The 20855-nt window shown below is 73.0% G+C and carries 19 protein-coding genes; 9 read left to right on the forward strand and 10 right to left on the reverse strand.

Annotated elements, in window-relative coordinates:
• Positions 1-133 precede the first annotated feature (133 nt).
• Positions 134-829 (reverse strand): hypothetical protein, encoded by a 696-nt coding sequence (locus AC27IY_RS10100; protein WP_487177755.1) that lies wholly within the window; start codon positions 827-829, stop codon positions 134-136.
• A 175-nt stretch (positions 830-1004) separates the two neighbouring features.
• Here AC27IY_RS10100 and AC27IY_RS10105 point away from each other — a divergent pair, with 175 nt between their 5' ends.
• The gene (locus tag AC27IY_RS10105; RefSeq protein ID WP_344204386.1) at positions 1005-1751 is read left to right on the forward strand and encodes a GntR family transcriptional regulator; all 747 of its coding nucleotides are present in this window, start codon (positions 1005-1007) and stop codon (positions 1749-1751) included.
• Here the strand turns inward: AC27IY_RS10105 and hglS are convergent.
• Positions 1748-3139: a 2-oxoadipate dioxygenase/decarboxylase gene (gene hglS, locus AC27IY_RS10110; protein ID WP_423472943.1), complete on the reverse strand. Its 1392-nt coding sequence runs from the start codon at positions 3137-3139 to the stop codon at positions 1748-1750. The two genes, AC27IY_RS10105 and hglS, sit on opposite strands and share 4 nt — an antisense overlap.
• 66 nt (positions 3140-3205) lie before the next feature.
• On the opposite strand from hglS, the gene AC27IY_RS10115 reads away from it, so the two are divergent.
• The 3 genes from AC27IY_RS10115 to amaB are packed head-to-tail and all read left to right on the forward strand — an operon-like array spanning position 3206 to position 8710.
• Positions 3206-6004, forward strand: a complete 2799-nt coding sequence (locus AC27IY_RS10115; RefSeq protein ID WP_487177756.1) for an FAD-binding and (Fe-S)-binding domain-containing protein — start codon at positions 3206-3208, stop codon at positions 6002-6004.
• Positions 6005-6008: 4 nt separating this feature from the next.
• Entirely contained in the window at positions 6009-7163 is a 1155-nt protein-coding gene (locus AC27IY_RS10120) for an NAD(P)/FAD-dependent oxidoreductase (protein WP_487177757.1), read from the forward strand.
• A 20-nt stretch (positions 7164-7183) separates the two neighbouring features.
• Complete coding sequence (gene amaB / locus AC27IY_RS10125; protein ID WP_487177758.1) at positions 7184-8710, forward strand: L-piperidine-6-carboxylate dehydrogenase; 1527 nt, start codon at positions 7184-7186, stop codon at positions 8708-8710.
• A gap of 16 nt (positions 8711-8726) precedes the next feature.
• Here the strand turns inward: amaB and AC27IY_RS10130 are convergent, their stop codons facing one another.
• Complete coding sequence (locus tag AC27IY_RS10130) at positions 8727-9284, reverse strand: calcium-binding protein (RefSeq protein WP_487177759.1); 558 nt, start codon at positions 9282-9284, stop codon at positions 8727-8729.
• 154 nt (positions 9285-9438) lie between these two features.
• Entirely contained in the window at positions 9439-10908 is a 1470-nt protein-coding gene (locus AC27IY_RS10135; RefSeq protein WP_487177760.1) for an NAD(P)/FAD-dependent oxidoreductase, read from the reverse strand.
• Between the two features lie 106 nt (positions 10909-11014).
• On the opposite strand from AC27IY_RS10135, the gene AC27IY_RS10140 reads away from it, so the two are divergent.
• The 3 genes from AC27IY_RS10140 to AC27IY_RS10150 all read left to right on the forward strand — a co-directional run bounded on the left by AC27IY_RS10140 (position 11015) and on the right by AC27IY_RS10150 (position 14706).
• Entirely contained in the window at positions 11015-11641 is a 627-nt protein-coding gene (locus AC27IY_RS10140; RefSeq protein WP_449943859.1) for a TetR/AcrR family transcriptional regulator, read from the forward strand.
• Between the two features lie 107 nt (positions 11642-11748).
• The gene (locus tag AC27IY_RS10145; RefSeq protein WP_487177761.1) at positions 11749-13548 is read left to right on the forward strand and encodes a hydroxysqualene dehydroxylase; all 1800 of its coding nucleotides are present in this window, start codon (positions 11749-11751) and stop codon (positions 13546-13548) included.
• A 105-nt stretch (positions 13549-13653) separates the two neighbouring features.
• Positions 13654-14706, forward strand: a complete 1053-nt coding sequence (locus AC27IY_RS10150) for a trypsin-like serine peptidase (protein ID WP_487177762.1) — start codon at positions 13654-13656, stop codon at positions 14704-14706.
• A gap of 6 nt (positions 14707-14712) precedes the next feature.
• Here the strand turns inward: AC27IY_RS10150 and AC27IY_RS10155 are convergent, their stop codons facing one another.
• Both AC27IY_RS10155 and AC27IY_RS10160 read right to left on the reverse strand, forming a co-directional pair.
• Complete coding sequence (locus tag AC27IY_RS10155) at positions 14713-15336, reverse strand: flavin reductase family protein (RefSeq protein ID WP_423472952.1); 624 nt, start codon at positions 15334-15336, stop codon at positions 14713-14715.
• Entirely contained in the window at positions 15333-15752 is a 420-nt protein-coding gene (locus AC27IY_RS10160) for a hypothetical protein (protein WP_487177763.1), read from the reverse strand. Before AC27IY_RS10160 ends, AC27IY_RS10155 begins: the two co-directional genes overlap by 4 nt.
• Before the next feature lie 303 nt (positions 15753-16055).
• Here AC27IY_RS10160 and AC27IY_RS10165 point away from each other — a divergent pair, with 303 nt between their 5' ends.
• The gene (locus AC27IY_RS10165; protein ID WP_487177764.1) at positions 16056-16421 is read left to right on the forward strand and encodes a DUF418 domain-containing protein; all 366 of its coding nucleotides are present in this window, start codon (positions 16056-16058) and stop codon (positions 16419-16421) included.
• A gap of 46 nt (positions 16422-16467) precedes the next feature.
• Here AC27IY_RS10165 and AC27IY_RS10170 read toward each other — a convergent pair whose 3' ends face one another.
• Entirely contained in the window at positions 16468-17238 is a 771-nt protein-coding gene (locus tag AC27IY_RS10170; protein ID WP_020546016.1) for a SigB/SigF/SigG family RNA polymerase sigma factor, read from the reverse strand.
• Between the two features lie 250 nt (positions 17239-17488).
• Complete coding sequence (locus AC27IY_RS10175) at positions 17489-17809, reverse strand: helix-turn-helix transcriptional regulator (protein ID WP_364458723.1); 321 nt, start codon at positions 17807-17809, stop codon at positions 17489-17491.
• 188 nt (positions 17810-17997) lie between these two features.
• Here AC27IY_RS10175 and AC27IY_RS10180 point away from each other — a divergent pair, with 188 nt between their 5' ends.
• Positions 17998-18258 carry a hypothetical protein gene (locus AC27IY_RS10180; RefSeq protein ID WP_423444958.1) on the forward strand — a complete coding sequence of 87 codons (261 nt, stop codon included), beginning with the start codon at positions 17998-18000 and terminating at the stop codon, positions 18256-18258.
• 35 nt (positions 18259-18293) lie between these two features.
• On the opposite strand, the gene AC27IY_RS10185 is transcribed toward AC27IY_RS10180, so the two are convergent.
• Both AC27IY_RS10185 and AC27IY_RS10190 read right to left on the reverse strand, forming a co-directional pair.
• A complete protein-coding gene (locus AC27IY_RS10185; protein WP_487177765.1) occupies positions 18294-19670 on the reverse strand; it encodes a glycoside hydrolase family 6 protein in 1377 nt (458 codons plus the stop codon).
• Positions 19671-19756: 86 nt separating this feature from the next.
• Positions 19757-20854 (reverse strand): GNAT family N-acetyltransferase, encoded by a 1098-nt coding sequence (locus AC27IY_RS10190; RefSeq protein WP_449943841.1) that lies wholly within the window; start codon positions 20852-20854, stop codon positions 19757-19759.
• Between the last annotated feature and the right edge of the window lies 1 nt (position 20855).

Below are 20855 nucleotides of genomic sequence, written 5' to 3' on the forward strand. Positions count from 1 at the left end.
ATGATCGAACTACGCCGTCTCACGGCGATACGGGCATGCTTGGCGCTGCCAAGCCTGCCCGGCCCGCCCTGGCCTGACGGCGGCGCCGACCAGGGCCGACGTCGCCGCCGTCGCCGCCGCTGACTCGCCAGGGTCACTTCCAGGGGAGTCTCCTCCCCTTGTAGGAGGGGTGCTTGGACTCCCAGTACTTCCAGCCCTCGAAGCGGGCCGGCACGTTGGCGATGCCCGAGGCGATCTCCACATGCCGGCACGTGGAAAGGACCGACCACGCCGACCAGCCGATGCGGTAGCCGAACACCCGGTACCACATGTTGCCGTACATTCCCTCTTTGATGTCGCGCGAGTACTCGTGCCCCGTGAACACCATGTGCCGCTCCTCCAGGTGCGGGATGCCGTTCTTGCGCAGCGCGCGGATCACCTCGCCGGGCTCGATGGGGTTGCTGGTCCTGACCCACTCCTTCTCCGTCTCCAGGAACGCGAGCACCTCGTGCTCCCTCGTCACCGACACCGTCATCGAGCCGCCGGGGCCGTCGGTGAAGCGGGTGCGCGGGACGAAGAAGTTGCGCGGTGAGACGTGCCCGCGCTTGAAGAAGATCCGCGGCGTGCACACGGGGTGGTCGGTGTCCTTGACGCGGTTGCGGTGACGGCGGCGGTTGTCGACGGTGTCCTCGGCGGTCTCGTCGGCGGCCTCGGCGACGGTGTTGTCGACGTCGTCGTCGTCGCCCGTCCGGCTGTCCGTCGGGTTGTCCGTCCGGTTGTCCGCCCATGCCGGAGCCAGCGTGGCGGCGAGGACGATCGAGAGCGTGCCGCACGCGGCGGCCTTCCGCATTCCGCGGCGAAGGTGAATGGGCGCGAACATGTGCTGTTCCTTTCGGAAATGCCTGCTGCACGATGCTCGCAGGAGGCACGAATCCCACCCGACCGCCACACCGGACTTGAATATCCCGTACCGGGCAAGAATTGGTGAAGAACGTATGGCGCACCCGTACGGGTACCATGCCTCCATGCCGCCCACCCGCGAACACGCCGAGCTGAAGCTGCAGCCGCTGCCGCAGGCGGGCCGGTCACTGGCCGAGCAGGTGATCTCCGAGGTGCGCCGGGCGGTGCACACCGGCGCGATGGTCCCCGGCCGGCTCTACTCCGTCTACCAGATCGCCGAGCAGCTCAACGTCTCCCGCAGCCCGGTCCGCGAGGCCATGCTGCGCCTGGTGGAGGCCGGGCTGGTGCAGGTCGAGCGCAACCGCGGGTTCCGGGTCGTGCTGCCGCACCCGCGCGAGATCGTCGAGATCTTCGGGGTCCGGCTCGCGCTGGAGCTGCCCGCCGTGCGGCGCGCGGCCGGGGCCGGGCCCGCCGGGCTGGGCGCGGCGCTGCGGGAGACGATGGAGCGGATGGCGGAGGCGGTCGAGGCCGGCGACGAGGAGCTGTTCTTCCACCTCGACCAGGCGCTGCACGACCGCGTGCTGGTCGCCGCGGGCAACGGGCGGGCCCGCGCGATCGTCGGCGGCCTGCGCGACACCATGCGCATCCTCGGCACCTCCACCGACGACGCCTCGCGCACGCTGCGTCAGGTCCACGAGGAGCACGAGCCGATCGTGGCGGCGGTGGCCGCGGGCGACGCCGGGGGCGCGGTGCGGGCGATGCGCGCCCACCTGACCAACACCGGGCTCATCCTCGCCGCGCAGGCGGCCCGCGCCCAGGGCGAGCCGGTGGACGTGGCCGCGCTCTGGGCCGCCGTCGTCGACGACCTCTAGCCGACCTCGCCGGGCAGGCCCAGCTCCTCCCGCACGCGGGCCAGCGACTCGGCGCGGATCGCGGCGTACAGCTCGTACGGGTCGTGCAGGGTCCGCCCGAGCACCCCGGCGAGCTCGTCGGGGCCGAAGTCGGCGCCGGCCGCCGTGACGTCCTTGGCGCCGTCGGAGGTGAGGTTCGACTGGAAGATCCCGGCGGCCGAACGCGGCAGGAAGTCCTCGTACACGATGGGCCGGGCGCTCACCCAGCCGCCCGCCAGCAGCTCGGCGAGCCCGGCCGGGGGCGGCCCCGAGGGCCGCTCCGGCGCGGCGTGGAAGGTGAAGTACGCCAGGTCCCGCGCGGCCAGCTCCGCCTCCGTGCGCGGCACCCGCGTCTCCCACAGCCCGGCGGCCACCGCGTTGCGCTCCTCCGCGTCCACGCGCCGCCCGGCGAGGGCGTCGTCCAGCGCGGCGGCCAGCTCGTCGTAGAGCGCCCGCCCGGCCGGGGTCACCGCGATCCCGCGCGCCTCGACCTCGCCGAAGCGCACCCGCAGGTCGTCCTCGGCGATCCGGCCGTCGTCCTCGCGGAACAGGCGGGGCTCGGCGAGCGCGCGGAAGGAGGTCTGGCGCAGCAGCAGGTCGGGGCCGGACCAGCGGGGCGGGCCCTGGATGGCGTCGATCATGGTGATGCCGCGCGCGGACATGCGGGCGTAGAGGGCGTCGATGTCGAGCACGCGCGGGGTCAGGTGGTTGACGTGCGTGCTCGGGACGCCGCCGATGTCGGCGGCCACGGCCGAGACCCGCTCCAGCTCGGCGTACCAGCCGCGCGAGACCGGCTCGCGCGACAGCTCGAACGAGCGCGTGGCGAGCGTCAGGAACTCCTCGGCCGCCGCGTCGTCCAGGCCGCCCTCGGCCTCGGCGCGGTCGGCCAGCTCCAGCAGCCGGGGCGGGAACAGCCGCCGCGCCTCCAGGAACGCCTCCAGCCTCCGCCGCAGATCCTCGCCGAAGAACCGCCGGTCGCCGGTGACCAGCATGGAGGTGAAGACGCGGAACGGGTTCGCGGCCAGCTCGCCGGCGTCCACGGGCCGGAACGCCGTCGAGACGACCGGCACCGAGCTGCTGGCCGCCTCCCGCAGGTCGTAGAAGCCGACCGGGTACATCCCCATCGCGCCGAAGATCCGCGCGACCTGGGCCAGCTCGGCGGGGGTGCCGACGCGGATCGCGCCGTGCCGCTCGGCGGTGACCCGGCCGATCGAGCCGAGCCGTTCGGCGTCCGCGCCCATGCGGGCCAGGACCTCGCGGTTCACCTCCTGGGAGACCTCGACGAGCGTGGTGTAGGCGGGGACCTCGGTGCCGTACATGGCCGACAGGCGCCGGGCGAAGGCCGCCCGCAGCGCGGTCGCGTCCACCATCGTGCCGTCCCTTCTCTGGGTCGTGATGGCTGGCATCGTACCCAAGTCGCATGTAACATGCTACGTATGGATCAAGCGGCGGCTCTCGCGAGCGACCTGCGCCGGCGCGGCGTCGCCGACGTGCTGACCGACGGCACCACCCGCGCGATCCACTCCTCCGACGCCTCCCTCTACCGGGTGCCGCCGCTGCTGGTCGCCCGGCCGAGGACCGCCGAGGACGTCCAGGCCGCCGTGGAGCTGTGCGCCCGGCACGAGATCCCGCTGACCGCGCGCGGCGCGGGCACCTCGATCGCCGGCAACGCCGTCGGCCCCGGCCTGGTGCTCGACTTCAGCCGGCACATGGACCGGGTGCTCGATCTCGACCCCGAGGCCCGCACGGCGGTGGTCCAGCCCGGCGTGGTCCAGGCCGCGCTCCAGCGGGCGGCGGCCCCGCACGGGCTGCGCTTCGGCCCCGACCCGTCCAGCCACACCCGCTGCACGATCGGCGGGATGATCGGCAACAACGCCTGCGGCTCGCGCGCGCTCGGCTACGGCCGCACCTCCGACAACGTGACGGGACTCCAGGCCGTGGCCGGCGACGGCACGCTTCTGGACCTGCCCGCGCAGGCCGGGCCGGCCGCGCTGCGCGACCTCGTGGCGGCGAACCTGGCGACGATCCGCACCGAGTTCGGCAGGTTCGGCCGCCAGGTGTCCGGCTACGCGCTGGAGCACCTGCTCCCCGAGAACGGCTTCGACGTGACCCGGCTGCTGGTCGGCAGCGAGGGCACGCTCGCCGTGCTCACCGAGGCGACGGTGCGGCTGGTCGCCGACCCCGCGCACCGCGTGCTGGTCGTGCTCGGCTACGCCGACATCGCCGAGGCCGGGGACGCCGCGCCCGGCCTGCTCGCCTTCCTGCCCACCGCGTGCGAGGGCCTCGACGCCCGCATCGTGGACGTGGTCCGCGCCCGCCGCGGCCCCGGCGCGGTGCCGCCGCTGCCGGGCGGCGCCGCCTGGCTGTTCACCGAGATCGCCGGCGACGACGAGGCCGAGGTGCGCGAGCGGGCCGCCCGCCTGGCCGCGGGGCACCCGGACGCGCTCGTCGTCACCGACCCGGCCAAGGCCGCGGCGCTCTGGCGGATCAGGGAGGACGGCGCGGGCCTGTCCGGCCGCAGCCCGGCCGGGCGGCCGGCGCACGCGGGCTGGGAGGACGCCGCGGTGCCGCCCGCGATGCTCGGCCGCTACCTGCGCGACTTCGAGGAGCTGATGGCCGGTCACGGGCTGACCGGCCTGCCGTACGGGCACTTCGGCGACGGCTGCCTGCACATCAGGATCGACCTGCCGCTGGAACGGCCCGGCGGGGCTCGGGTGCTGCGCGAGTTCCTGGTCGCCGCCGCCACGCTCGTCGCCGGCTACGGCGGCTCGCTGTCCGGCGAGCACGGCGACGGCCGCGCCAGGAGCGAGCTGCTGCCGCTCATGTACTCCCCCGCCGCGATCGGCCTGTTCGAGCAGGTGAAGGGCGTCTTCGATCCGGCCGGCACGCTCAATCCCGGCGTGCTGGTCCGGCCCCGCCCGTTCGACGCCGACCTGCGCGTCCCCGCGGCCCGCCCGGCCCCCGGCCGGCTCGCCCTGGCCTACCGGCACGACGGCGGCGACTTCACCCAGGCCGTGCACCGCTGCACGGGCGTGGGCAAGTGCCGGGCCGACAACACCGGGACCGGCGGCGTCATGTGCCCCTCCTATCTGGCGACCAAGGAGGAGAAGGACTCCACCCGGGGCCGGGCGCGGGCCCTCCAGGAAATGCTCAACGGCGGGGACGTCTCGGGCGGCTGGCGTTCGCCCGAGGTTCACGAGGCCCTGGACCTGTGCCTGGCCTGCAAGGGCTGCGCCTCCGACTGCCCGACCGGCGTGGACATGGCGGCTTACAAGGCGGAGGTGCTGCACCAGAGCTACCGGGGGCGGCTGCGCCCGGCCTCCCACTACTCGCTGGGGCGGCTGCCGCTGTGGGCGGGACTGGCGTCCCGGATGCCGCGCGTGGCCAACGCCGCCCTGCGCGTGCCCGCGCTGCGCCGCCCGGCGCTCGCGCTGGCCGGGGTGGACGCGCGGCGCACGCTGCCCGCGTTCGCGCCGCGCACGTTCCGCTCCTGGTTCGCGCGCCGGCCTCCGGCGGAGGGCGCGCCGGTGCTGCTGTTCGTGGACACCTTCACCGACCACTTCGCGCCCGAGGTCGGCCGGGCCGCCGTCGCCGTGCTGGAGGCGGCCGGCTACGCGCCCCGCGTCACCGCGCGGCGCGGCTGCTGCGCGCTGACCTGGATCTCCACCGGCCAGCTCGACCAGGCCAGGCGCATTCTCGGCCGGACCGTACGCGACCTCGCGGCGGAGGCCGGTGACGGCGTGCCGATCGTGGGCCTGGAGCCGTCCTGCACGGCCGTCCTGCGCTCGGACGCCCTGGAGCTGCTGGACGAGGACACCGCCGCGCCCGTCGCCCGCGCCACCAGAACCCTCGCCGAGCTGCTGGCCGCCACCCCCGGCTGGCGCCCGCCGCCGCTCGACGACGTGCGCGTGGTGGCCCAGCCGCACTGCCACCACCACGCCGTCATGACCTGGGAGCCGGACCTGCGGCTGCTGCGCGCGGCCGGCGCCGAGGTGCGCAGGCTCGGCGGCTGCTGCGGCCTGGCCGGCAACTTCGGCGTCGAGAAGGGCCACTACGACGTGTCGGTGGCGGTCGCCGGGCAGCAGCTCCTGCCCGCGCTGCGGGAGGCCGCGCCGGACACGGCCGTGCTCGCCGACGGCTTCTCCTGCCGCACCCAGATCGCCGACCTGTCCCCCAGGCGCGGCGTCCACCTGGCTCAGCTCCTCGCCGACCGGCTCACGCCAGAAGGGAACTGAATCGATGGGACGAGAACTGCCCCGGCGGGCCGCGGTGGTCATCATCGGCGGCGGCGTCATGGGGGTCAGCATCGCGTACGAGCTGGCCGCGGCCGGGGTGCGCGACGTGGTGCTGCTCGACAAGGGGCCGCTCGGCTCCGGCTCGACCTGCAAGGCGGCCGGGGGCGTGCGGGCGCAGTTCTCCGACCGGGTCAACATCGAGCTGGCCGTACGCAGCCTGGAGACGTTCGAGCACTTCGCCGAGCGCTTCGGGCAGGAGATCGACCTGCACCGCCCCGGCTACCTGTTCCTGCTGGACACGCCCGAGGCGGTCGCGGAGTTCGAGCGCAACGTCGCCGTGCAGAACGACCTCGGCGTGCCCAGCCGGATGATCCCGGTGCGCGAGGCCGCCGCGCTGTCGCCGCTCATCTCCACCGACGGGCTGCTCGCCGCCGCCTTCTCCCCCAGCGACGGCCACTGCACGCCCGAGTCCGTGGTGCTCGGCTACGCGGGCGCGGCCCGGCGGCTGGGCGCGCGGCTGCTGCCCGGCTGCGCGGCGACCGGCATCGAGGTCGCGGACGGGGCCGTCACCGCGGTGCTGACCGAGGGCGGCCGGATCGAGACCGAAACCGTGATCTGCGCGGCCGGGGCCTGGTCGCGCGAGGTCGGGGCGTGGGCGGGCGTGGACCTGCCGGTGACGCCGCTGCGCCGGCAGGTCCTGGTGACCGAGCCGGTGCCCGGCCTGCCGCCGACGGCGTTCACCATCGACTTCGGCACCACCTTCTACTTCCACCGGGAGGGGCCGGGGCTGCTGCTCGGCATGTCCGACCCGGACGAGACGCCCGGCTTCAAGCTCGACCGCTCCGACGCCTGGCTGCCGCGGCTCGGCGAGGCCATGGCCCGCCGCGCGCCCGCGCTGATGGAGACCGGCGTCGCCACCGGATGGGCCGGCCTGTACGAGGTGACGCCCGACCACAACGCGCTCATCGGCGCCGCCCCCGGCGTCGAGCGGTTCCTCTACGCCACCGGCTTCTCCGGCCACGGCTTCCTCATGGGCCCGGCGGTCGGCGAGGTCGTGCGCGACCTCTACCTGGGACGCGAGCCGTTCACGGACGTGTCCGGCTTCAACGCGCGCCGCTTCGCGCGGTCCGCGGCCCGTCCCGAGCTCAACATCGTGTGATCGTGAACAAGGAGCCTTTCATGATGCTGCCGAGCGCCGCCGAGCTGGCCGCGACCGCGCGGGAGACCGCGAAACGCTGCGGGGTGGACGTGGACGCGCTGGGCGACGGCGTCACCACGACCTCGCCGATCAACGGCGCGCCGCTGGCCCGCGTCGGCTGGGCCGGGCCCGAGGCGGTGGACGAGGCCGTCGCGCGGGCGCGGGCCGCGTTCCTGGCCTGGCGGGTGGTGCCCGCGCCGGTGCGCGGCGCGCTGGTCAAGCGCTTCGGCGAGCTGCTGACAACGCACAAGGCCGACCTGGCGACGCTGGTCAGCCTGGAGGTCGGCAAGATCACCTCCGAGGCGCTGGGCGAGATCCAGGAGATGATCGACATCTGCGACTTCGCCGTGGGCCTGTCCCGCCAGCTCTACGGCCGCACGATCAGCTCGGAACGGCCCGGCCACCGGCTCATGGAGACCTGGCATCCGCTCGGCGTGGTCGGCGTCATCAGCGCCTTCAACTTCCCCGCCGCCGTGTGGTCGTGGAACACCGCGATCGCCCTGGTCTGCGGCGACCCCGTCATCTGGAAGCCGTCCGAGCTGGCGCCGCTGACCGCGCTCGCCTGCGCGGCGCTGCTCGACCGGGCCGCCGCCGAGCAGGGCGCGCCCGCGCACCTCGGCCAGGTCCTGCTGGGCGGGCCCGACCTCGGCGAGGCGCTGGTCGACCATCCGGGGATCGCGCTGGTCAGCGCCACCGGCTCGACCCGGATGGGCCGCGAGGTGGGGCCGCGCGTGGCCGCCAGGTTCGGCCGCTCGCTGCTGGAGCTCGGCGGCAACAACGCCGCCGTGGTGTGCCCGTCGGCCGACCTCGACCTCGCCGTACGCGGCATCGTGTTCTCCGCGGCGGGCACGGCGGGCCAGCGGTGCACCACGATGCGGCGGGTCATCGCGCACTCCTCCGTCGTGGACGCCCTGACCGAGCGGCTGGCCGGCGCCTACGGCCGGCTGCCGATCGGCAACCCGCTCGCCGCCGGGACGCTCGTGGGGCCGCTCATCTCGGGGCGGGCGTACGAGGCCATGCGGGAGGCGCTGCGGGAGGCGGGCGAGCAGGGCGGCACGCTGGTGGCCGGGGGCGGCCGGCGCCTCGCCGACCAGGCGCCCGACGCCTACTATGCCGAGCCGGCGCTGGTCCGGGTCGGCGCGCAGGTGCCGGTCGTGACGCGCGAGACGTTCGCCCCCATCCTGTACGTGCTGCCGTACGAGACGCTGGAGGAGGCGATCGCGCTCAACAACGCGGTGCCGCAGGGGCTGTCGTCCAGCATCTTCACCCGCGACCAGGGCGAGGCCGAGCTGTTCCTGTCGGCCGAGGGCTCCGACTGCGGGATCGTCAACGTCAACATCGGCACCTCGGGCGCCGAGATCGGCGGGGCGTTCGGCGGCGAGAAGGAGACCGGGGGCGGCCGGGAGTCGGGGTCGGATGCGTGGCGCGGCTACATGCGCCGCGCCACGAACACCGTCAACTACTCCGGTGAGCTGCCCCTGGCCCAGGGCGTCGAGTTCACCGTCTGACCCGGCCGCCCGCTGGTCAGCTCTCGCAGGTGTCCACGATCTCGGCGACGCAGGTGTCGGTGCCGGGCCCGCCGGAGGCGCGGTCGGAGGTGCCCGCGCCGCCGAGCAGCGTGTCGTCGCCGCCGTTGCCGTTCATGGTGTCGTTCCCGCCGCCGCCGCTGACCAGGTCACTGTCCGAGCCGCCCTGGAAGAAGTCCGCGCCGTCGCCGAGGAAGACCAGCGACGGCAGGGCGGTGTTGTTGGTGAACAGGTCGGTGCCCGAGCCGAGGACGGCGCTCAGGTCGGTGACGCTCGCCGACGGGCACCGTACGGTGTGGGAGTCGACCTGCGTGCACGTCCCTCCGGGAGAGAGCGTGGTGAGCGTGTTCACCACGACGTAGTTCGTGCCGGACACGCTCACGGTGACGGCGTTGTTGGTGGTCGTCGAGCTGATGACCAGGCGGCCGCTCGAGTTGTCGACGGTGCCGGCGGCGCTCGCCGGCCCGGCGAGGACGAGCAGCGGCGCGGCCGCCGCCGCGCCGACGAGAAGCGCGCGCAGCCCCATGGCGCGGACGGCTCCGATGCGGTTTCGCATTGTGGGTCCCCTGTGACAGATCATCCCCTTTGGCGGGGAGGGGCGGTCTTCCGCCTACGCCGATTAGAGCGCACCGGGTCCCATCGGTTCTGTGGCGCAATACTCAGTACGGGCGTGCGTTGCGGCACTGCGCTCGTCGGTCAGGGCCCGGCGCTCAGGGGAGGATCAGCCGCCGGGCCTCGCGGCGGTTGCCGGCCAGCTCCCGCAGCGCCTCCGTGGCGCTGCGCAGGATGGCCGGCCGCTCCCCCGCCCCGTGCGCGAGGGCGCGGACCGTGGCGCGGAGCAGGCCGGGCAGGGCGAGGGTCTCCCTCGGGTCGCGCAGCCGGGAGTAGACGTCGAGGACGCGCCGCACCCCGCCGGGACCGTCGGTGAGCACCCGCAGCAGCTCGAACTGCACGGGGGCCAGGGCGTCACCGCGGCCGAGCAGGTTCGTCCAGTGGTAGGTGTGCACGCATTCGGCGTCGCGGCGGCGCTCCCACGCCCGTATGGCGTCGTCGAGCGCGGCCGGGTCGCCGATGACGCCGCCGGCGCGCTCACCGAGCAGCCGGGCGAACCGGATCGCGTCGCGGATGCCCTGGGCGGTGACCGGGTCCTTGAAGTGGCCGGCGTCGCCGACGAGCGCCCATCCCGGGCCGGACGAGCGGCGGAAGTAGGACGGGTGCGTGGTGGAGCTGACCACCTTCGTCGCCCTGGAGCAGCCGGACAGGCGCTCGGCGAGGCCCGGCACCAGGGTCACGGTCCGCTCGAACTCCGCCTCCAGGTTGCCGCGGAAGTCCGGCACCCGCTCGACCGGCGGCATCAGCAGCACCAGCGACAGACCGCCGTCGCAGGGGAAGGCGTTGCCCAGCTCGCGGCCGGTCAGCCACATGGCGGCGGTGTTCCGCCACTCCTCGCGCGGGTCCTCGTAGTAGGCGTAGTAGCAGGCCCGGCCGTTGGCGTGGGTGACGCGCGGCTGCTCGACGCCGAGCAGCCGGGCCAGGGTGGAGCGCCGCCCGTCGGCGCCGATGACCAGCCGGGCGCGGACCTCGTACTCGCCGGAGGCGCGGGAGCCCTGGGGGCCGGCCGAGCCTCGGGCGCCGCCGGACGCGCCGGAGCCACCCCGACCGCCGGACGAGCCGAAGCCGCCTTGATCGCCGGAGCCGGCTGACCCGCTCTGCCCGCCGGGCTCCTCCGGGTGGTCGCCGCCGGCGCGGGAGCGTACGCGGACGCCGACGGCCCGCCCGTTCTCCCAGAGCACTTCGGTGACGCGGTGGCCTTCCCTGACGTCCGCCCCGGCCTCGCGGGCGGCGTCGACGAGGGCCGCGTCGAGGGGCGCGCGGCGTACGCACATGCCGTAGTCCAGCCCGTCCACCGGCGTGTAGCCGCCGGCCGCGCCGTGCCCGGGGCCGCCGATGAAGGCGCGCGACAGCCGGGGCGCGCCGATCTTCTCCACCCGTTCCAGCACCCCGGCCCGCGCCAGCTCGGCCACGCCGCCCGCGAAGAGCAGGTGGGTGGAGACGGTGGTGGAAGGGAAGTGCGCCGGGTCCACGGCGATCACCCGCAGCCCCTGGCGGGCGAGGGTCGCGGCGGCCACCGCGCCCGCGCAGCGTGCTCCGGCGATGACGACGTCGGCCTGCTCGGCCATCGGACCCTCCCGGCGGACAGCCATAACCGACTGGAGTGTCGGTTACGAGGAACGTAAGCGCTCCCGAGACCGGAGTCAACGCCTCACGGACGGTAGGGTGCGGGACATGGCGACCAGCGAGCCGAAGAAGCGCATGCCGGGCACGGCCCGCCGGGCCCGGATCACCGAGGCCGCACTGGACGTCTTCGCCGCGCGCGGCTACCACGCCACCGCCATGGAGGAGATCGCGTCCGCCGCCGGGGTGACCCGGTCGGTGCTCTACGACCACTTCCCGTCCAAGCGGGTGCTGCTGATCACCGTCCTGCAGGAGCAGAACGCCGGGCTCGTGGCCCACGTCGGCGCCCGCATCACGGGCAGCGGCTCGCCGGGCAGGCGGCTGCGCGCCACGCTGGACGCCTACTTCAGCTTCGCCCAGGACCGCCCGGCCGCCCGCCGGCTGCTGTTCGACCACACCGACGAGGACGACCCCGAGATCAAGGCGGTGCGCTGGGGCATCAGGGAGGCCCGCACCCGCTCGGTGGCCGTCATGCTGGGCCGCGACCTGCGCAGGCTCGGCCTCGACCCGGACAGCGAGGCCGCCCAGGCGGTGGTCGAGCTGCTGATCTCCGGCACCGACGGCCTGGCCCAGTGGTGGGAGCGGCATCCGGCGGTGCCGCGCGACCGGCTCGTGGAGGCGGCCATGCTCGTGCTCTGGAACGGCCTGTCCACGCTGCCCGAGCCCGAGGCCCACTAGCGTCCTGGTCCGCACACCACACCCTTGACAGGTGTGATCCGGCCGTTCATCGTCACGGCTAGCTGAACCAACAGCAGTGTCGGTTAGCGGGTGCGAAGGGAACGGCCATGGAGCAACAGCAGAGCCGGGACGGCATCGGGCGGCGGCGGTTCGTGACGGGGGCGATGGCCACCGCGGCCGGCGCGGCGACCGGCCCGCTATGGGGCATGCCGGGCGCGAGGGCCGCCGCCCCGGCCCTGGTGAGCGCCGCGGCGGGCAAGAACGTGGCGATCTTCGGCGCCGGCATGGGCGGCCTGAGCGCCGCCCACGAGCTGGCCGAGCGCGGCTTCCAGGTCACCGTGTACGAGCGCAAGGCGCTCGGCGGCAAGTCGCGGAGCATCCCCGTCCCCGGCACCGGCGCGGGCGGCCGCAAGGACCTGCCCGGCGAGCACGGCTTCCGGTTCTTCCCCGGCTTCTACCAGAACCTGCCCGAGACGATGAGCCGCATCCCGTACGGCTCCGGCACCGTCCGCGACAACCTGGTCCCCGCGAGCCTGGAGGTGATCGCGTACAAGGGGAAGGAGCTGCGCGTCCCCATCCCCGGCGACCTCGGCGCGATCACCCCCGACGCCATCGGCGACTACTTACGCACCGCGCTGACGGCCCTCACCACGGTCCCGCTCACCGAGATCAATTTCTTCATCTCGAAGCTGGTCACGTTCATCACCAGCGGCCCGCGGCGGCGGCTCGGCCAGTGGGAGAACATGGGCTTCTCCGACTTCATCAAGGCGAGCCAGATGTCGCAGCAGTACCAGGACCTGCTGGTGCGCATGTTCACCGCCTCCCTGGTCGCCGCGCAGCCGGACCTCGCCAACACCCGCACCATGGGCCTGATGTTCGAGGCCCTCATCTACAGCGGGCTCGGCCTCGGCCCGTACGGCCCGCCGGACATGGTGCTGAACGGCCCCTCCAGCGACGTGTGGCTCACCCCTTGGATCGACCACCTCACCTCGATGGGCGTGCAGTTCAAGCTCGGCTGGACCGCGACCGACTTCACCTACTCCGGCGGCCGCGTCACCGGCGCCCAGGTGACCGGCCCCACCGGCGCCGCCTCCACCGTCACGGCCGACCACTACGTGGCCGCCCTGCCGGTCGAGCGGATCCGGCCGCTGCTGTCGTCCGCCATGAAGACGGCGGACCCGGCGCTGGCCCGGCTCGACCACCTGCAGACCGACTGGATGAACGGGGTGATGATCTATCTCAAGCAGCCCCGGCCGATCGCCGAGGGCCACCTCATCTACGCGGCCACGCCGTGGGCGCTCACCTCGATCAGCCAGGCGCAGTTCTGGACCACGAGCTTCCCCGCGACCTACGGCGACGGCACCGCCGTCGACTGCCTGTCGCTGGACCTGTCGGACTGGAACACGCCCGGCATCCTGTTCGGCAAGACCGCCAAGCAGTGCACCCGGCCGCAGATCGTCCAGGAGGTGCTGGCCCAGGTGCGCTCGGCCCTGCCCAACGGCGCGGCGCTGCTGCCCGACTCGATCGTGCACTCGTGGTTCGTGGACCCGGCGATCACCGGCGAGGGCACCTCGGCCGTGGCCAACGACGAGCCGCTGCTCATCAACAGCACCTCGTCCTGGTCCAACCGCCCGGACGCCACGACCGCGATCCCGAACTTCTACCTGGCCGCCGACTACGTACGCAACAGCATCAACCTGGCCACCATGGAGGGCGGCAACGAGGCGGGCCGGATGGCGGCCAACGCCATCCTCGACGCGGCCGGGTCCTCGGCGAGCCGCGCCCGGCTGTACGAGCTCTACCTGCCGCGCGAGTTCAAGCCCATCCACGACTCCGACGACATCCGCTACCTGCTCGGCCTGCCCAACCGGTTCGACCTGCTCGCCCCGTACTGGCCGGGCCACTGACCCCGAGCTCCGGGGGATCCATATCCATTCCGGCATGTCTTGAGGAACTTGCTCTTTCTCGTACGTACCTCCAAACGGCAACTATTCGGTTTCAGGAGGTACGTCATGCACCGCAGAGTCGCCCTGCTCTCCGCCGCCGCGATCGCCGTGGCCGGCGCACTCGTCCCGGCGGCCTCGGCCCAGGCGTCCAGCATCACTGGCAGCACCACCAGCGGGTTCGACCGCAACCCCGTCGGCTGGGCGGGCGCGGACTCGGCCTCGGAACGCAGGACCGTCCTGTCGTACTGGACGCCCCAGCGCATGCTGGCGGCGCAGCCGCTGGACACGCCCGAGATCCGCCGCTCCGGCGGATCCGGGCCCACCCAGGGCACCCCGTGGGCGACCCGCGGCGCGTCGTCCACCCCGACGCAGGGCCGCTCGTACGCGGTCCGCCCGGTGTCGGCCCAGCGCACGGCCGAGGTGCTGCAGAACAGCCCCGGCCTGCGCTGGACCGACGGCGGCGCGGTGACCCGCACCGTCGGCCGGGTCTTCTTCACCACGGCCGACGGCCGCAACTCCGCCTGCTCCGGCACCGCCGTCACCAGCGCCAACGAGAGCGTCGTGATGACCGCGGGGCACTGCGTGAAGCTCAACGGGGCCGCGCACCGCAACTGGGTGTTCGTGCCCGGCTTCGACAACGGCCGCCGCCCGTTCGGGACCTGGGTGGCGACCACGCTGCTGACCACCCAGCAGTGGAACGCCAACGAGAACATCAACTTCGACGTCGCCGCCGCCGTGGTCGCGCCGCTCCAGGGACGTTCGCTCACGGACGTCGTGGGCGGGCAGGGCGTGGCGTTCAACCAGCCGAGGAGACGGCAGATGTTCTCCTTCGGCTATCCGGCGGCGGCCCCGTTCGACGGCTCGCGGCTCATCTACTGCAGCGGGCGCGCCATCGACGACACCGTGCAGACCAGGGACCTCGGGCTGCGCTGCAACATGACCGGCGGCTCCAGCGGCGGCCCCTGGTTCGCCGGTTTCAACGCCTCCACCGGGCAGGGCTGGCTCAACTCGGTCAACAGCTTCAAGTACGACTTCGCGCCGAACTTCATGTTCGGCCCGTTCTTCGGCAACGAGGCGATGGCCGTCTACCGGGCGGCCCAGAACGTCGGCGCCCAGTAGCCGTGCTCACCCGGCGACCGCCTCCCGTGGCGTCTGGCTGCGGTAGGAGTGGCCCAGCTCGGCGCCGAGCCCGAAGTAGTGGCGGAAGTTGTAGATGAGCGGGCTCCACGCGGCCGGGTCCACATGGTCGGTGCCGGGGACGACGAGGCGCGGATCGGCGTGCACCCTGCCGACCGCGGCCTCGACGATGACGAACCCGCCCGAGACCGCCTCCCCCACCCGCTCGGCCCTGGCCTCCAGCTGGATGGGGCACTCGGCCACGCGCGGGGGCCGTACCGTGTCCGACGGTTCGGCCCGCAGCCCCGCCGCGCCGAACTTGTCGGGCTCGAACCGGCAGCCGGCGGGCTTGCTCGCCGGCACCGGGTCACGGCCGGTGAGCGGGGCGAGCCGCTCCACCGCCTCCCACTGGTGCGGGGCGGGCAGGTTGATCACCAGGCCGGCGCGCTCGGCGAGGTTGCGCGCGCTCTGACCCTCGGCGCCGAGCCCGAGCACCACCACCTGGCCGAGCGCCCACGCCGAGGAGATCGGCGCGAGGTTGGCCGAGCCGTCCGCGTTCTCGGTCGTCAGGAGCACGACCGGGGTTCCGAAGTACAGGATGCTGGGGTTGATGGCGATATGAGGTGCGGTCATGAAGGCAGCCTAGGAAGGCGACATTCAAGCCCCGGTCGAAGCGTCGCGCGCAGGCGCGCGATCGTGTGCAGGACCTCGGCCCGGTTCTTGGCGGTCTTGAGCCACGTCGGCAGCCGCTCGACCAGGCTGGCCGGAGCCCCGGCCACGACGTCCCCGCGTTCGCGCAGCTTCGCGGCGACGTAGGACTCGAGGAGGTCGAGATGCCGGACGTTGTACGCCCACAGCACGTGTCCGCGGCAGCTCGCCTGCAACCAGACCGGCCGCCGGAAGAAGGGATCGACCGGGCCGCCGACGACGACGGAGCCGTCCGGCTCGTCGTCGACGTAGCCGCACTCCCCGCAGCACAGGCGCACCTCGTCGATGAAGTCGTACGCGTACTTCCGCTCGCGCCGATCCCGGAACCGGTCACCTGTCACAGGATCAGCCTGCCAGTCTCCGTGCCGTGCAATCGATCGAAAGGACGACCGTCCTCGCGCCGGTTCTGCCTTTCGGCCGATATCCGCGCGGAGCCCCAAGATCGCAGAATCACCCCATGCGATCAGAGAGCACCCGTATCGCCGCGCTCGACGTGCTGCGCGGCTTCGCCCTGTGCGGCATCCTGCTCGCCAACATCCAGCCGATCGCCGGTGGCATCGACGCCTTCGCGGCGGGGGGCGCCCGCTCTGTGGGTCCAGGCATCAGGGTCACCCGCCGGCCCGGTCGTCCGGCTCGCTTCCGTCGTGGCCGGACTACTCCTCGCGGGCGTGTACGTATGCCTCGTCCTGCTGCTGCTCAGGACACCGCTCCGGCCGGCGCTGCAGGCCGTGTTCGCACCGCTCGGCCGCATGGCGCTGACCAACTATCTGACCGCCACGCTCCTCGTCCTGGCGGGCGGTCACCTCATCGGCGGCCGGCCGGGCGACTGGCCCTCCACGACGGTCATCCTGATCGCCGCCCCCATCCTCACCGTCCAGTGGTTGTTCTCCGCCTTCTGGCTGCGTCGCCACCACTACGGCCCCGTCGAGTGGCTCTGGCGCTGGGCCACCTGGGCCCGCCGCCCGCCGCTCGGGCGAGGATCCCGTGCCGACGCCGAGGTCTCCGCCTGAGCCCTCCGCGGCCCCGGCCCCGTCGGAGGGGGCCGGAGACCGGGGGTCAGTCCTGCAGAGCCTTGCGCAGCTTGGCCAGCACGGCGCGCAGGATGCGGGAGACGTGCATCTGGGAGATCCCGAACTCGGCCGCGATCTCGGACTGGGTCATGTTGCCGTAGAAGCGCATCAGCAGGATGTTGCGCTCCCGCTCCGGCAGGGCGTCGATGAGCGGCTTGACCGCGTGCGCGCCCAGCATGTTGTCCAGCGCGTCGTCCTGGGCGGGGATGAAGTCGCCCAGGTCGGCCGCGTCCTCCTCGCCGCCGACCGGCGCGTCCAGCGACAGCGTGTTGTACGCCGACGACGCGTCGAGCGTGAGCAGCACGTCCTCCTCGGAGATGCCCATCTTCGCGGCCAACTCGGCGACGGTCGGCGAGTGGCCGAGCGTCTGGGTCAGCTCGGCGGTGGCCTTGTTCAGCTCAAGCCGGCGCTCCTGGTAGACGCGCGGCACCCGGATGGCCCAGGTGCGGTCGCGGAAGTGGCGCTTGACCTCGCCGACCATGGTGATCATCGCGTAGCCGCGGAACTCGTGCCCGAGCTCCGGGTCGAAACCGTTGATGGCCTTCATCAGGCCGACGTACGCGGCCTGACGCAGGTCCTCCATGGGCTCACCGCGATGGTAGTAGCGGCGGGTGACCTCGTTGACCAGGCCGCTGTACATGTCCACAAGACGCTCGCGGATCCGCACCTGGTGCAGGTCGGAGGTCTCGGGCCGGTTCATCTCGACCAGAAGCTGCTCGGCCGTCATCTCTTCGAGTGCGATGTCCAGGACTGCCATCTGATACTCCGAGAGTAGATCTGAGGCGCCCCTGCGGACGGCAAAAAAGCCCAGGCAGAGGCACACCACGTTTGTCGCGTGAGCTGAAGCCCTCTGCTGGACTTCGTGAAGGGAGATTCCCAATCAGTTCTTTTTTATCACGGTTCCAGGTAACGAAACCATCACAACCGATCTCGTCCTTCTTGGTACCGAGTCCACTCTACCCCCATCACGCCAAGGATTGGCAAGCCCGCGGGCGCGGGCGTCGCCGCTAGGAGGTCTTGCCGCCCGGCAGGTCGTGCTGGGTGAACATGTCGATGAGCAGGCGGACCGGCAGGTTGGCCTCGGTCGGATAGCGGAAGGACTGGTCGAGGTTGAGGCTGTAGTGGTTGCGCCGGCCCACGCGCTCGCGCGACAGGTAGCCGGCGTCGTGCAGGTCGGACACGATGCCCTGCACCGCCCGCTCGGTGATGCCGATGGTGGCGGCGATGTCACGCAGCCGCGCCTCCGGGTCCCGCGCGATCTCCAGCAGGACCCGGGCGTGATGGGTGAGGAAGGTCCAGGTGGAAGGACGTTCCTGCGAGGCGCTCACCTGATCTCATGCTCCCGGCTCGGGCGGTGCCCCAGCCCTGTTCGAACGAGACTTGAGGCTCTTCTGCGGAAGATCCTATAACGAACTTCTCTTCCGGTATCAGCGAGCCACCGCGCCTGGCGGGGCCGGAGATGTTTCCGTGGCCGCAGCGCGGTAACACCTTCTTCCGGAACCGAAAGGAGTGCCGCATGGAGCGACCGGCTACCGACACGGGCACCAGGCACGTTTCCTGCACCCCTGCTCCGGCCGACCAGCTCTTCGAGATCACCGTGCTCGACCTCGCCGACGGCGACGGCCAGGGCGACTGGCACACGATCGGCTGGGGCGTGGACCGCCGGCACGCCGACAGCATCGCCGAGTCGTTCGTCACCCGTTCCCTCAGCCCCTACGCGGCCGCGCGCGTCCGCCACAACGGCCATCTGGTGGGCGAGCACCGCCGCCCCGGCTAGGTGCGGGGGTCCTGGGCGAGACCCCCGCGAGATCATCAGGTGCCGTCGATCAGGCGGACGGCGAGGGCCGGGCTGAACTGACCGGCCGGTGTGTCCGGGGCGATGCCGCAGTTGCCGTCGGAGTCGCCGGGGACCTTCACCCACAGCAGCATCTCGGTGCCGCCGTCGCCGCCGACCTGGGCGGGCGTGCCGAGCTGGCGGCCTGCGGGGTTGCACCACTCGCCGTTGGAGCCCTTGCCGTTGCGGCTGGTGTCGATCACCCACTTGGCCCCGCCGCCGAGCGCCCCGCTGACCGAGGAGGCGTAGGCGGCCGACTGGGCGGTCGGGTAGTAGTTGGAGACGTTTACGGCGAAGCCGCGGATGTTGCCCACGCCCGCGTTGCTCAGCCGGGTCGCCATCGTCCCCGCCGCGACCCAGCCGGCGTTGCCCGCGTCGAGGTAGGCCCAGGTGTTGGGCGCCTTGTCGCGGAACTGCTCGGTCGCGTACGTCAGCATGCGGTTGCGCGCCTGCACGGCGGCGTCGTCCATGCAGGCGAAGTCGCCCAGGGAGTCGGGCTCGATGATCACGACGGCGGGCCGGGCGCCGATGCCGGACGCGAACGCGGAGATCCAGTTCTTGTACTCGGCCTCGCTGCCGGCCCCTCCCCCGGAGTGCCCGCCGCACGCGTCGCGGCCCGGGATGTTGTACGCGACCAGCACCGGGAGCTTGTCGGCCGCGTCCGCCGCGGACACGTACGCGGACACGGCGGCCCCGACGTCGCCGCTCCAGCCGCCGATCCAGCGGGCCATCGGCTTGGACGCGATGGCCGACTGGATGCGCGCGGCCCGGGAGTCGCCGGGGTTGCTCCGCACCCAGGTCGCCGGGTTGGAGCCGGGGTCGACGTAGAAGCCGTCGGTCATGGCGACCGGCCCCGACGGGGACTGCTCGGTCAGCGAGACGTTGTCCAGGTAGAAGCTGAAGCCGGCGTTCTTGCCGAGCTGGAACGACACCTGCCCGGCCGTGGTGCCGAGGCCGGAGGTGAAGGGGAAGCTGAAGCGCTTGCTCGTCGTGGAGAGCGAGAGCGACCTGGTCAGCGTGTTGGTGTAGGGGGCGTCGGCGAGCTGCACGGTGGTGACCGCGGTGACCGCGGCCGAGGCCGAGGCGTCGAACGAGAGGGTGTACGCCTTGCCCTGGGCCAGGGGGATGTCGTTCTGGGCCACCATCGCGTCCCACGGGTTGGCGGTGCCGCCCGTCACGGTGACCCGCAGCCGGCCCGCGTCCACGGCCGTCGAGGTGTTCGCCGAGTTCCACCAGGGCGCGGTGCCGGCCGTGAACGTGCCGTTGACCACCAGCTGGGGCGCCGCGGCGGCAGGGACTGCGGACAACGCGGTCACGGTCGTGGCCACCGCGATCAGGCGGGTTAACAGTCGCACGAAGAGTTCCCTTCTGGGCGTCCTGAAAGTCGCGAAGCCCAGGATCACAGAGATCAGCAAATCTCGTGACAAGTCGGGAAAAGTCGTTACGCGCCAGCCGGAGCCCCCGTCAACCGGGACACGTCGGCGGGCACCGGCTTGGTGAGGGTGGTCGTCGTGGCGTCGGACGACTCCGTGCGGTAGCCCTCGGCCTGGTAGAGGCGGATGTTGCGCTCGCTCCTGGCGCCGGTGGACAGCACGACGCGGCGGCAGCCGGCCTCGGCGGCGGCTTCGGCCTCGTGCAGCAGCCAGCGGCCGACGCCCTGGCCGCGCAGGTCGGGGACGACGCCGAGGCGGCCCACGTGCCAGTCGTCGGCCACGCGGCGGGTGCGCACCATGCCGAGGAGCCGGCCGTCCCGCCACAGGCCCGTCGTCCGCCAGGTGGCCAGCCAGGCGCGCACCTGCTCCAGCGACTCCTCCAGCGCGGGGATGGCCAGGGTGTCGTTGGCCAGCGCCTCCTCCACCCAGCAGCAGCGCTGGAGCACCAGGACGTCCGGGGCGTCGTCGGGGGTCAGCGTCCGCACGTACGAGCCCGGCAGGGGCGCCGGCCGCGAGGCCGGGCGGACCCGCTCACGCATCGGCCGCAGGGCGTGGGCGAGGCGGACGAGCTCGTCGAGGACCCCGACGGCGGCCTTGTCGCGGCGGGCGTCCGGGCGCAGCCGCCCGCCGTCCACCGTGTCGGCGATGCGCAGGGCGACCGTGGCGCCCAGCGGCACCAGCCGCAGCGTGGTCACGACCTGCTTGGCGTGCTGGACCGACCGGGTGCCGGCCGAGGTGTTGCCGTAGCTGACGAATCCCATCGGCTTCCACGCCCATTCGCGGCCGAGGTAGTCGAGGGCGTTCTTGAAGGCGGCCGGCATGCCGTAGTTGTACTCGGGGGTGATGGCGATGAAGCCGTCCGCGGCGTCCACCGTCGCGCTCCACCGCTTGGTGTGCTCGTGCTGGTAGACGCCGGCCCCCGGCTCGCCCTCCTCGTCGAGGAACGGCAGGGCGAGGTCGCCGAGGCTCACCGGCAGGAGCTCCACGCCCAGCTCCGCGGCCTGCGGCGCGATCGCGTCGATGAGCCACCGGCCGACCGCCGGGCCGAGGGCGCCGGGACGGGTGCTGCACACGAGGACGAGGACCCGAAGAGGTTTCGTTGACATG

This window comes from Nonomuraea sp. B208 (genome assembly GCF_057536035.1).